We start from the raw sequence: 13,696 nt of genomic DNA, 5'->3' as shown, positions 1-13,696 counted from the left end.
CTTTCCGGGTTATTCATGTAAGCTTTCAAGCTTTCACCTGAGCAATGAGGTTTTCAAAAAGGGTCTCCGTTCCACGCTCAACATCCTTCTCGCGCTCCTGTGCGCGATTAAACGTAAGTTCTCGCTGGAATTGTGTATTCAAAAGCGTTTCCCGAATCGACATCACTCCCAGACGTTCAGTCCACATCCATAAAGGTTCATCAAACCAAGCCGTTTGTCGATACCATTGCAGACAGGCCGATGCGAGAATGAACGCTTGCTGCTCTGATTCCGTTGTCCCGAGCAAGGAGCCCTCCTTTACCGGATGCCCGGCATGACCTCCGACGTAAATTTCCCATCCAGCCGGAGAAGCCTGCAGGCCTACATCGGAAACCAGTACATTCACCGGGGATCGAGAACCCCAAGCAATAGCGATGTTCACTTCGGAAGGCATCACTGCTGTTTTCCAATCGGTACGAAGTCTCGTCTCCAGATCGCTTGCAGTAATACTAGAAGCCAATGATGGTACATGTCGCTCCGAATAGATGTGAACCATCTGATCATGTCCCTGCACAAGTTCCCCTTGTAAATCTTCCGCTTCCAGTCCGTAAAGGTCTGTCTTCAGCACTGTTTTCGCATCATTTTCTGCGGAGGACTGCATTAATCCTGAAACACAAACATAATAGCGAATTGCAGGAAGGCATACCGGGCACCCGTGTTCCGAATGCCAGTTCAGCCCCCTCAACAGTGAATTGAACTGTTTGTCTTCCAATGGGAGGACTCCAGATCCAACGTTCGAAATGTCAGCTTCTTTTGCATATGACTCAAAGATAACGCTCACCCGATGCTTCAGCTCTGCGTGGCTCATCTCCGTACAGTGACATACAGGGAGCACGGCAGGTTTCTCCTTCGTACCGCCTGATTCAGCACTTGTGCTAACACCTCCATCAAGTTCCACACGTTTAGCGTGTTTCAACAGAGCGCCTACCATAGGTTTACAACCACCGCATGAACCTGAAGCTTTGGTTTGTTGCTTCACTTGTTCTTCCGTTTCCAGCCCTTGCTCCTGAATGGCTTTTAAGATCGCCGCTTTGGTTACATTGTTGCAAGCGCAGACCGTTTCCTGGCTTGGAAGCGCAGCTGCTGCTGTTACTGCAGGATCTGGCGTATCTTCCTTGGGGGCAAGCTCAGCCACATCGGCTCCACGTTGTACCAGACCAAGGAGGGCCGTGCCCTCAACCGTGTTGCCAAACAAAATAGCACCTCTAACCTTGCCAGCTTGCATCAGCACTTTTTTGTACGTGCCCTGAACACCATCCAAATGCTGAATGGCCGTCTGCAACCCTTCGTCACTGATGTCTCCTGCCGAGAAAACATCTACCCCCGAGACTTTCAGCTGTGAATACGGAACAGAACCTGCATAGCCCGGCACCTCCTGTCCGCACAATGTGCGCGCCAGCACCTTTCCCTGCTCATACAGCGGTGCTACCAGACCATAACTGATCCCCCGATGCTCTGCACATTCTCCCACGGCATATATATCTGGTACGCTGGTACGCATATGATCGTCAACCACAACAGCACGATGTGTAGCAATGCCGCTTCTCCTGGCCAGATCCACATTCGGGCGAATCCCGACAGCAACAATGACCAGTTGTGCCTCCAGTTTGGATCCATCTGTGAAAAGCAGACCCTGCGCTTGTGAACGTCCGGTAACTTTTTGCGTATTTTTATTCAAAAGAAAGGACATGCCCTGATCTTCAAGCTCACGTTGAAGCATCGCTGCAGCTTCGTAATCCAGTTGTCGATTCATAATATACGGTGCATTATGGACTACCACCGCTTCCATCCCTAGATGCAACAGTCCCCTTGCAGCCTCCAGCCCAAGCAATCCACCACCGATGACAGCCGCTTTGCGGTATTCTTTGGAGTAATCTGACATGCGAGTACAGTCATCAATGGACCGAAAAGACATTACACGCTCCTTATCAATGCCCGGAATTGGCGGAATAAACGGAGAGGACCCTGTCGCGAGGATCAATATGTCGTAGGTTTCCTTTTTGCCAGCTTCCGTCTCAATGAACTTCGTACGGGTGTCAATCCGATGAACAGTCTCACCTGTGCACAGCCGGATATTACGCTCCGCATACCAGGTCCAGTCATTGATGATAATGTCCTGTATGGAATGCTCACCTTGAAGTACTTTGGATAACATAATTCGATTGTAATTAGGGCGAGGTTCCGTCCCGTAGATGACAATCTCATACCGATCCGGCTCCAGGTTAATAATCTCTTCTACACATTTCACTCCAGCCATGCCATTGCCGATAACTACCAGTTTCTTTCTACTCATGGGCCGCCCCCTATCCCTTTCACATCTGCAAACTAAACCGAATTGCCTCTCTCTGATTTAAAACGCAAAGACCCCTTTTTCGATTTAAAACAGAACAACCCCTTTTCTGATTTAAAACACAATAACCCCTTCTCCTTATGGGGAAAAGGGGCACCATTGCCTCCGAGTTCTACACGCCATTGTGCAGATTCTTATTAAATTCAGATTAATTGAATTTAAAATATATGTCAACTAAATTGACATGAAATAATGAAAATTGGGTCATGAAATAAATATTTTAAAATTTAATGTTATTTTTGTTGACATTACCTTTTTCCCTTTTTATAATTTGAATCAAAATCACAGCGATGTGATCATCTCAGAAGCGGGAGCACAAAGAAGTGTACCGCCTGTCGGCAACGGGGCCGCAAATCGTTCTAATTCAGGACGGCTTGCGGCCTTTTTCTGCCCGAACAAAAACATAGAGACATAACAAAGAACCTACTTGGATGAGGAGCGATGAGGAATGGTAGAGAGCAAAAGTTTTTGGAAAAGCGGGCATAAGCCCACACTGTTCGGAGCATTTATGTATTTTGACATCAGTTTTATGATCTGGGGTATGCTCGGTCCGCTCGCTGTTATTATTGCCATGGATTATCCGATGACCCCGTTGGAAAAAGCAAATCTGGTTGCCCTGCCCATTCTCGGGGGTTCCATCCTGCGGCTGGTGCTTGGCTTCATGTCCGACTATATTGGTCCCAAAGTAACCGCTCAGATCGGTATGTTATTCACCCTCGTTCCATTGTTACTGGGCTGGTTATGGGTGGATTCGCTCAGCCAACTCTATGTCGTAGCTCTTTTACTCGGCGTAGCGGGCGCCTCATTTGCAGCCGCGCTGCCGCTTGCAGGACAGTGGTATCCTAAAGAACATCAAGGTCTTGCCATGGGGATCGCCGGAGCAGGTAATAGCGGAACGGTTCTTGCTACCTTGTTTGCCAATCGTCTGGCCACTCATTTTGGTAGCTGGGAAGTTGTTTTCGGACTCGCGATCATCCCGATTGTTATCGTCTTTATCCTCTTTTCCATCTTCGCCAAAAACAGTCCGAATCGTCCAGAGCCTAAGAAGTTATCCCAGTACGGAACTTTGCTTAAACAAAAAGATGCCTGGGTCTTCTGTGCCTTCTATTGTGTCACCTTTGGCGGTTTCGTTGGACTGTGTAATTATCTGACTATTTTCTTTAATACCCAATATGGACTTTCTGCCGTTCATGCCGCTGACATTACGACGTTCTGTGTCATTGCAGGCAGCTTCTTCCGGCCTGTTGGTGGTTTTCTGGCGGATAAAATTGGCGGAACCCGGATGCTTACCTTCTTGTACTCCGGCGCCTGCATCATGCTTCTGGGTGTATCCTTCCTACCGCCGCTTCCGGTAGTCATCGTCATGTTGTTCCTCGGCATGATGTGCCTTGGGGCCGGGAATGGTTCTGTATTCCAGCTGGTTCCACAACGTTTTGGCAACGAGATTGGTCTGATGACAGGCATCGTAGGGGCTGCCGGAGGTTTGGGAGGTTACGCGTTGCCACTCATTCTGGGTCAACTGTACAGCTCTTATCAATCTTACACGCCAGGATTTGTTATTCTCAGTCTCATCGCTGCCGCTTCCATGTGCCTTGTTCTCTTCATGCAATCCCGCTGGCGGGTAAGCTGGCTGAGCAGAAGTGGCAAAGGCATTGCGGATTCAACTTCTCTGACGTCTTGATCCCTTGCCTACACATGAAAACAGCGTAGCCATATCGGCGGCGCTGTTTGTTTTATTCCTATCAATTATTCAATCCATTTTGCTCATGCTGAATACTTCTGAAGAATAATAACGGCATTATGTCCGCCGAAGCCGAAAGAATTGGACATGCCCGTCTGCAAGACCGCTTCTCTCGCGACATTTGGGACATAATCCAGATCACATTCGGCATCTTTCTGCTCCTGATTAATGGTTGGCGGTAGGATGCCTTGGCGCAGCGTTTGAACGAGAGATATCGCTTCTGCTCCCCCTGCAGCACCAAGCATATGCCCCGTCATGGACTTGTTCGCTGTTACGGGGATATGATAGGCCAATTCACCAAAAAGCTGTTTAATCGCTCTCGTTTCAGACAGATCACCCGCCTCTGTGCTGGTCGCATGAGCATTGATCACATCGATATCTCGAGGCTCCAGCTTTGCATCCCGCAACGCTGCCCGCATGGCAAGATAAGCTCCTCTACCTTCAGGATGAGTGGCTACCATGTGGTACGCGTCGGAAGTAGCCCCATATCCGATAACTTCAGCGAGAATATTTGCTCCCCTTGCCAGTGCATGAGACAGAGCTTCCACGACCAGAATCCCTGCCCCCTCGGCCATAACAAACCCATCTCTGCCTGCATCAAATGGTCGGCTTGCCGCTGTATAAGCTTCATTTCTGGTAGATAACGCTGTCGCATTGCCGAAACTAGCAAGCGATATTTCTGTGACTGCCGCTTCTGTACCTCCTGCAAAAATAACATCTGCTCCTCCGTGGCGAATCAGCCGGTAGGCTTCACCAATGGCTGTGTTTCCAATCGAACAGGCCGTTACCGGGGAGAGCGTTGGCCCCCAGCAGCCAAACCTCATACTGACTGTGGCTGCCGCCATATTGGATATCATCATCGGGACAAGCGTTGGACTGACCCGCGATGCTCCTCGTCCTGACAAGACACTGCCCTGATCCATCAAGGTCTGAATCCCACCTATACCTGAACCAATATATACACCTGTCCGCTCCCGGTCCAGCGATTCCAGCACTAGACCTGAATCCGATAACGCCTGGTCTGCTGCTGCAACAGCAAATTGTACAAACCGATCCATGCGTCTGGCTTCTTTGCGTCCAAATCTGGCTTCACCATCAAAATCATGAATCAATCCGCCCATTCTTGTTTTATACAATCCGCTGTCCAGATGTTCAATCGGAGAAATTCCCGATCTGCCTTCCTTCAAAGCGCCCCAGAATGTATCTACATCATTGCCGAGTGGAGAGATCACACCCATTCCTGTAATCACAACACGTTCCATACTCATCCCGGTTTGTCCTCCTTGTAACGTTCTTCATTCAGTTTCCTGATGCTTATGCATTCATAGTGCCATTTCTGTATATCCTATTACAAGTTGTCATTTATCATAGTATAATGACTACCATGATAAACAGATTGAAGGTGATCCATTGAGTGATGTTATTCGACTACAGGCGTTATCCACTTTTCTGAAAACACAGCGTTCGAAACTCTCTCCAGAATCCGTTGGCTTGCCTGCCGGAGGCCGGCGAAGAACACCTGGTTTAAGAAGGGAAGAAGTCGCCCAATTGGCTAACGTCAGCACGACCTGGTATACCTGGCTGGAACAAGGACGAAGCATTCAGGTTTCACATGCTGTACTGGACAGCATTTCTTCTGCTCTCAGACTCACTGCAGATGAACGAAAATACTTGTTTTCTCTAGCTACGGAGCATTATTCGGATCTGCCCGTGCCGGAACCAGACACGCTTCAGCTTCACCCGTCATTGCAGAAAATCTTGCAGGAATTGCGCTATTGTCCTACCATTATCTCTGATCGGCGCTGTTTCATCGTCGGCTGGAATGAAGCTGCAGCACAAGTTTTTATGAACTTTGAACAGATCCCCTTAGAGCAGCGGAATATGATTAGTCTGGTATTTGATCGAAAAGAGTTGCGCAGGCTTGCAGTGAACTGGGAGGACTTCGTCAGCGGATTTTTATCTATTTTTCGTGGCTATTATGGTCGTTATGTCGACGATGAATGGTATAATTTATTTTTGAATGATATGATGAATCGCCACCCTGATTTTCAAGCATTGTGGAAACAAAGCAGCGTAAGCAGTGCTCCTGACGTATGGATTGAATTCAGACATTCGAGAGCAGGAAAAATGTTGTTTGATCTGACCTCACTACAAATTCAAGGTAATTCTGATTTGCGATGCAGCATTTATACACCCGCACCAGAAACGGCAACAGAGCGTAAACTCATGCAACTGCTTGATCGAAGTAATGAATCCTGAATTGCTTACTTGCCAGGGATAGCGACATCCATTACCTAACATACCTATATAACGTGGATTTAGAAAGGAACACCATGACTAAAGTGCTTATTATAGAGGACGACAACATGCTGGGCGACACTTTATCCCTGTATTTACAAGGTGAAGGCTACGAAGTAGATCGTGTGGACACCATCGGGTGTGCACTTTTGCAGCTTGAAACCAGACCAGATATCATTTTAATAGACCTGATGTTACCTGATTCAGGTGGGAAAAATCCATGCGCAATCATGCGTGAACATACCTCCCTTCCGATGATTGTCATTTCTTCGTTAACCGAGGTGTCTGAACGTATTCGCTCCTTAACCGACGGCGCAGATGATTTTGTCTGTAAACCGTTCAGCATGCAGGAACTGAAGGCTCGCATCGAGGCCGTTTTACGCCGCTATGCTTTATTGGAAAACTCTGTAGTGACCGAAACCGAAAATGGGTTAAGCCTCGATGTCGCACGCAGAACCATTTTGCTAAACAATCGCAGAGTCGAAACCACATTTTCCGAATTTGAGATCATGAAGCTGTTTGTGCTTAATCCTGGCAAAGTGTTCAGTCGGTACGCTTTAATCGAGGCCATTCGCGGAATAGATGCGTATATTAATGATCGGACCATTGATGTACATATTACGAAACTTCGCAAAAAAATTGAAGATAACCCGAAAAACCCCCAATATATTCAAACCATATGGGGGGTCGGGTATAAATTCACACCTTAGCATGACCTCTGCTAGTCATATTTACCATGGTAGTGACTCTGAAATATGATCAATTTCTTGCTGCACTTGTTCCAGGATGGAGGTCCATTCCCCTTCGAAGGATGGAACCGACAGAAGGGATTCCAGATGCAGAACGGCCTGCAGCAGTTTCGCAGCATGCAGGTGGGCTGCAACACCTTTGAGAGAATGTGTACTCCGTACAACTTCATTCATTTGCTTTTGCTCAAGATAATTCTGAATTTTTTGCTCAAATCCGCTATATTCTAGAGCAAACTTATTCAACGCGTACTGCAAAATGTGCGGTTTGTTATCCATCTGTTTCAGGGCTTTATCCGTATCAATCCCCCTGATGTCATGCAAACCCTTCAGATCAATCCAGGCCGTCAATACATCTTGGAGCTGTTGTTCACCAATCGGTTTCGTCAGAACGGCATTCATACCCGCCTCTATATATTCCTTATGATCTTTCTTCATGCTATTTGCCGTAAGTGCAATAACGGGTAATTGATCGTACTGCCTCATCTGACGAATGTGTTTAACAGCTTCTAATCCATCCATTCGCGGCATGAACAAATCCATCAAAATCAGCTTCCACGGCTGAACATGCAGCTCGCTCAGTACCTCTTCTCCATCCTTCACCACTTTCACTTCAAAGCCCAACTGCTGAAGCAGCGCCCGAATGGCGATCTGATTAATCTCATGATCCTCTGCCACTAAAATGGCTCCTTGATTTATTCGTTCTGAGGACTCATCCTGATTTGTAATTTGGTTCAAATCCTGCACTTCTCCATCCTGCAATGTCAACAAAGTCTCAAACAGCCCGACACGGGTAATCGGCTTAAACAAGACTGCCTTCGGATTAATAAAATTCTGCTTAGCTACAAGAGCATCCTCACTAATACCGCGCGTATACCCAAACACCTGAATCCGTGTACCCCGGAGCCTATTCATTAAATACTCCCAGTCCGGTTCATCATGTACATGTTTCATATCCATATCGAGCATGATCAGGAGTGAAAACGATTCATCCTTCTCGTAATCATAGTTATCATTGACAAGCACTTCATGAAAAGAAGAATAGATTTTAGGTCTAAGACCAAATGAGCGCAACATCTGTTCCAGATTTTCTGCAACTCTTCTGTCACTTTCCACAATCATCACATCATTCACTGCATATAACAATGGATAGGTTGGCAGGAAAGAACGATCCTCTACTTCTGTCAGTTCATACACTAGCTCAAATGTAAACATGCTATATTCACCAAGTACACTTTCCACTTGCAGACTGCCGCCTAATGAAGTGATCAGGAGATAACAAATGACCAAGCCCAAGCCAGAGCCTCCATACTTTCGATAGGTCGATGGTTCGGCCTGACTGAAAGGTACAAATAAACGTTCCATCTGTTCAGGGGAGATACCAATCCCGGTATCCTCTACCTCGAATCGAACTTCAACATGTTGATCCTCAAGTGTGAGCACTTCTGCGTGAAATATGACATACCCTTCGTCCGTAAATTTAATGGCGTTATTAAGCAGATTAATAAGAACCTGTTCCAAACGGAACGGATCACCAATGACCGTTAAAGGCAGCTCGGGATCGGTATGAAAAATGATCTCAATATCCTTGTTACCGATAGCTGTACTGATCTGATCCGCCACTCGTTTAAATACATCCTCCAGAGAAAAGGGAACATTCTCCACATTAAACATTCCTGCTTCAATTCTCGAAAAATCTAGAATATCATTGACCAACGCAAGTAACGATTGTGAGGATACGGTGATCTTGCCTAGATAGTCCTGTTGCTGAGGCGTAAGAGGTGTTCGTTGCAACAAGGAACTGAAGCTGGTAATACTGTTCAGCGGCGTCCGCAACTCATGGCTCATCAAGGCCAAAAACTCACTCTTTGCCTGACTGGCTTTATCCGCTTTCACCCGTCGATACTTGTCGGTCATATCTTGAAAGACAGCCTTAATTTGTTCACTTGAACCGGATGACTTGATCGGATAAAGATGAACGCGAACATGCAATTCATCACTTTCACCGATCCGGAAGGTCAACTCCGCCTCATGATTGGTTTTAGACGAGATAACTTCTCGTAAAACGGTAGCCCAGCAATCTGATTTCTCCATCACAAGCAAGTCTGCAAGCGCACGACCAATGACCTGTTGCCGATCCGCCTGAAGGACATCCAGAAATTTATGGTTAACGGAAACGATGTTGCCTCTATTGTCCAATCCTGCAACCCAATTAGAGGACACTCGCTCCAGCAAACGATAGCGCTCCTCACTTTCCTGAATCCTTCGCCTGACAGCACGATGTTCTGTAATATCAAGTCCATACCCGATAACATACTTCACTACCTTGCCTTCCAGAAAAGGCCCGAGCTTAACCAGAGCATAGTATCCTTTATGCTCAATCTCGAAAAAAAAGTGTTCGCCTCTCCAGGCGCGGTTGAATTGTGTTTTCAAAAATTGAATTTTCTCCTGAGGTAGTGCATTAATAGTCCCGAGCTGGAAGCTTTGCTCCAGACTTCGCATGTCCATACCTAGATGAGACAACATTTCCCCTTCGAGCAAAAGAAATTCAAACTTCCCGTTCAGCTTTCGCAGTTTAAATGTAAACCCTGGCTGTCTGCGTAGCATCTCCAGCATTTCCTGCTCTTTTTGTACCACCAACTGTCTATATTGATGATTCTGATTCAGGAAATAGATGAACAATACAACCAGCAGCATACATACAATTTGAGACAGTAAAGTAATCCCGTGACTATAGGGTGTCGCCGGATATGTCAAAACCATCGTGAACTGGTAAACCGAAATGAACAGGAGCGATCCGGAGAACCACCGGAGATTAAATTTGTGTATATACTTAAAATTCAGGGATGCGAATAGAACAAACAAAAGTTCGTACAATGCATAATCAAAATTTTCAATGGACGGCCAAAAACCAGCATTAATTCTAAACATCCACAATCCCGCAAAGGTAATAAACGCTGTTCCGCCTCCCCCATAATAGGCAGCAAGAAGATATACGATGGATCTAAAGTTTAACATCGAGCCGTCATCCAATATAATGGAGAAGTAGTATAACGCAGTACCTAACATGCTCATCGCTATCCCAATGATCAAGCGAGAGGTAAATGATGGCTTATTCCGATTACTCGATTGATTCAGATAGTGATGAATAAGGAAGACGAAAATTAAAATTAATGTAAAATTTAAAACGAGATCGCGTAGCAAAGTTCACCATCCAAGTTACGACTTTAGCGTTGTTTAACATACGAAAAAACAGGCCAGATTGGCCGATTGTATCTCCGCATTAATCAAATCATATTACGCGTCTCCCCCTTATTCAATTGCGGATATTTCCTTATTTCTCCCTAATCCCTCCTCCTTTCTTCTAACATTTACCCTTCGATACGCATTCCAGAAACTCCCACGAAATTACCAGACTAAATGTAAAAAAGGAGCCTCACGGCTCCCTAATACTTGAACTGTTGGATCAGACGTTGCAGATGTTCTGCCATACTTGACAAACTTCTTGCAGAAGCTGATATCTCCTCCATCGAAGCCAGCTGTTCTTCCGATGAGGCTGTGACCTCTTCCGAAGTTGAGGCATTCGCTGAAGCAATGCCTGCCAGTTCGCTAGACACAGCCCCAACCTCCTGTACTCCAGCCGTAATCTGCTGTGAAGTGGCTGCGATCTCTTCAATCTGAGGTGTAGTCTCGCGCATACTCTCCAGAATACGTTCGAACTTCTGAATAGCTTCAGTGGAAACCTCCATGCCCTGCTCGACCTCTAATGCCACTTTCTTCATCATATCAACGGATTCCAATGTATCCTTCTGGACCGCAGATGTCAGTGTAGTAATATCTTGAGCAGACTGCTGGGATTGTTCTGCGAGCTTGCGAACTTCTCCAGCTACTACGGCGAACCCATTCCCGTGTGCACCTGCACGTGCAGCCTCAATCGACGCATTCAGAGCTAGTAGATTCGTTTGTTTTGCCATATTTCCCATCAGCTCTGTGATGGCCGAGATTTGCTCAGAACGTTGATCCAATGTCTGAATGATACGACTCATCTGTAAGACGGTCTCTTGAATTGATCTCATCTGATCTACCGTCTGCTTAACCGTGTTGCCACCTTCTTCTGCTTGTAATGTGGTCTGTTTGGCTAATTCGGACACATGAACCGATCTCTCCGCAATATTGGTTACACCAGACGTAATTTCGCGCATAGCCTCGTGATTATGCTCAATACCATGCATTTGTTTCTCGGCTCCCAGCGTAATTTCCTGAATAGCTCTGGCCACCTGTTCACTCGCAGCACTGGTCGCTTCTGCGCTCTGCGTCATCTCTTCTGATGAGGTAACTACCTGACTTGCGCTATGCTCTACATTCTGGATCAGCAAGCGCAGATTCGTCTGCATTTTGCCAAAAGCGTCGCTAAGTTCACCAAGCTCATCCGAACTTTTACTTACAATAGTCTGTGTCAGATCTCCTTCACTCACTTGTATCGCTTGATTTTTCAATTCTCTGATCGGTTTAATAATAGATCGCATGACAAGCCAGATAATTACAGCCCCAACGCCAAGGCAAGATAACAACACAATGATCATACGATGCAGAATCGGAGCTGTCGCCTCATGCACCTCGGAGGTAAACATCGTACCTGCGATTTTCCAATTGGTTGAACCATTCGTTAAATAATACATAACCTTGGGCTCATCATTATAGACATAATCAAATGTGCCTGATTCGTTATCAAATACCTCTGCCCAAAATGACTCTTTCGCGTCTGATCCAGCTGGGCTGTTCGGGTGATAGATATACTTTTTGCTACGATCCAGCAAGACCATATATCCCTGCTCCCCTACCTTGATCTTGCTTATACTATTGCTAATGTCGTTCAGATCCAGATCAAGACTGACTACACCAGAGCGATCGTCCAATGCCTTTGCAATTGAAACCGTAACTGAATTCGTAGATGTGGAGGTGTACGGGTCTGTGACGATAACCTGACCAGGTTGACTCATCGCTTCTGTATACCAAGGTCTGGTTCGCGGATCATAATCTTGCGGGGTAGCTGTATCCGAAGAACTTAAATATTTTCCATTTTCATTTCCTATACTGACCAAAACCACATCCGGGTTCTGCCCGATGAATCCCTTTATTTCCTCCAGCATGTTTGCTTCTGAATTTTTCATGGTGTCTGCAGTAAAAACTTTCGCATAATATTCAACCTGCTTGCGTTTCACATTGACTATTAAATCAATCGTACTATTAGCTAAATTCACGTTTTCCTCTGCACTATGTAGAATTTGTTTCGTTACTTCTTCTTTGGCATTGTTATAAGACAATACACCTATAGTGATGGAAGGGGCCGCCAAAAAGATAATGAAGGACATGATCAGTTTGATCTTAAAATCGGTTACAATCTTTCCTAACCAACCTGTTTTTTTGTTTTCCAACGACAATTCACTCTACCTCTTCCATATTAAATTGATATTTTCACTAACATACAAAAAAGTTATTAACTAAATTAAACGAATTTAACTCCGGTTCTATTAAGTTTCTAAATAGTTGTTAACAGAAGTAATATCACAAACAAAAAGACCCAAGCATATTTGCTCGGATCTCAATGTTCGAATCTCTATACTCACCTATACCTTAGAATGCTGGAATGGCAATATCTGCGTAATTTTTTTCGAAAAAGGCTTTCACTTCAGGGCCAGCCATACGTTTAGCCAGCTTCTGGATGGCTTCGGAGTCTTTGTTATCCTCACGGGCTACCAACGTGATCGCAAAATGGGAATCGTCCTTCTCGGTCAGCAAAGCATCCTTTTTGGGCGTCAGACCGAGCGGGCTCGCATAGGCAGGAGTCATAGCTACCAGATCTGCATCATCCATCATACGGGCAAGCATCAGCAAATCTACTTCTTTGAACTTGAAGTTCTTTTTATTCTCTGTGATGTCCGCTTGTGTCGCATTAAAACCTACACCCTCTTTGAGTTTAATCAGGCCGTTTTGTTCCAGCATGACGAGGGAGCGCCCGATGTTTGAAGGATCATTGGCAATCGCAATCGTTGCTCCTTCTGGCAGTTCATCGATGGATTTGTAGGTTTTGGAGTATCCACCATAGATCGCGTTGTAGATGGGCTGAACAGGAACCAGAGTTGCACTATTCGCCTCATTGTACTGTTTCATGTACGGCACGTGTTGGAAGAAGTTCGCATCCACTTCCTTGTTTGCTAGAGCCGTATTCGGCTGTACGTTATCTGACAGCACCACAACCTCCAAGTTTACGCCATCTTCTTTAAGAAGCGGTTTAACGATATCCAGTACATCCGTCATTGGCGGAATCAATGTCGCTACTTTTAGTGTAACTTCCTGTCCGGCTTGTGATTCTGGCTTCGCCCCCTCAGTAGCAGGCGTTTCTTCTTTTTTACCGCAGGCGGATACAACCAGCATAACCGCGAGTAGCATGAGCATCAATTTTACTTTCATTAAATATTTACCCCTTCTCTGTGTAATGTGTAGTCGTTTTTAACGGGTTCC

At 45.8% G+C, this 13,696-nt stretch carries 8 protein-coding genes; 3 read left to right on the top strand and 5 right to left on the bottom strand.

Features of this window, described 5'->3' with window-relative positions; all coding sequences use genetic code 11:
- Positions 1–25: 25 nt before the first annotated feature.
- Positions 26–2,332 carry an FAD-dependent oxidoreductase gene (locus tag ACT89M_RS04575; protein WP_154891134.1) on the bottom strand — a complete coding sequence of 769 codons (2,307 nt, stop codon included), beginning with the start codon at positions 2,330–2,332 and terminating at the stop codon, positions 26–28.
- A gap of 505 nt (positions 2,333–2,837) precedes the next feature.
- On the opposite strand from ACT89M_RS04575, the gene ACT89M_RS04570 reads away from it, so the two are divergent.
- Entirely contained in the window at positions 2,838–4,070 is a 1,233-nt protein-coding gene (locus ACT89M_RS04570) for a nitrate/nitrite transporter (RefSeq protein WP_154891132.1), read from the top strand.
- 83 nt (positions 4,071–4,153) lie between these two features.
- On the opposite strand, the gene fabF is transcribed toward ACT89M_RS04570, so the two are convergent.
- Positions 4,154–5,392: a beta-ketoacyl-ACP synthase II gene (gene fabF, locus ACT89M_RS04565; RefSeq protein WP_154891246.1), complete on the bottom strand. Its 1,239-nt coding sequence runs from the start codon at positions 5,390–5,392 to the stop codon at positions 4,154–4,156.
- A 148-nt stretch (positions 5,393–5,540) separates the two neighbouring features.
- Between fabF and ACT89M_RS04560 the strand changes: the two genes are divergently transcribed.
- Together ACT89M_RS04560 and ACT89M_RS04555 are read left to right on the top strand one after the other, a co-directional pair.
- Positions 5,541–6,389 (top strand): helix-turn-helix transcriptional regulator, encoded by an 849-nt coding sequence (locus ACT89M_RS04560; RefSeq protein ID WP_145332942.1) that lies wholly within the window; start codon positions 5,541–5,543, stop codon positions 6,387–6,389.
- Between the two features lie 74 nt (positions 6,390–6,463).
- Positions 6,464–7,138: a response regulator transcription factor gene (locus ACT89M_RS04555; protein WP_090917395.1), complete on the top strand. Its 675-nt coding sequence runs from the start codon at positions 6,464–6,466 to the stop codon at positions 7,136–7,138.
- Positions 7,139–7,159: 21 nt separating this feature from the next.
- Here ACT89M_RS04555 and ACT89M_RS04550 read toward each other — a convergent pair whose 3' ends face one another.
- The 3 genes from ACT89M_RS04550 to ACT89M_RS04540 form a co-directional block, all read right to left on the bottom strand.
- A complete protein-coding gene (locus ACT89M_RS04550; protein ID WP_276539748.1) occupies positions 7,160–10,378 on the bottom strand; it encodes a response regulator in 3,219 nt (1,072 codons plus the stop codon).
- A 242-nt stretch (positions 10,379–10,620) separates the two neighbouring features.
- The gene (locus ACT89M_RS04545; protein ID WP_308722280.1) at positions 10,621–12,609 is read right to left on the bottom strand and encodes a methyl-accepting chemotaxis protein; all 1,989 of its coding nucleotides are present in this window, start codon (positions 12,607–12,609) and stop codon (positions 10,621–10,623) included.
- A 199-nt stretch (positions 12,610–12,808) separates the two neighbouring features.
- Positions 12,809–13,645 carry a MetQ/NlpA family ABC transporter substrate-binding protein gene (locus tag ACT89M_RS04540; RefSeq protein WP_090917389.1) on the bottom strand — a complete coding sequence of 279 codons (837 nt, stop codon included), beginning with the start codon at positions 13,643–13,645 and terminating at the stop codon, positions 12,809–12,811.
- Positions 13,646–13,696 lie beyond the last annotated feature (51 nt).

It is taken from the genome of Paenibacillus sp. NN59 (assembly GCF_057597225.1).
The sequence above is the reverse complement of the archived record's forward strand: the minus strand, read 5'-3'. Positions and strand labels throughout refer to the sequence as shown.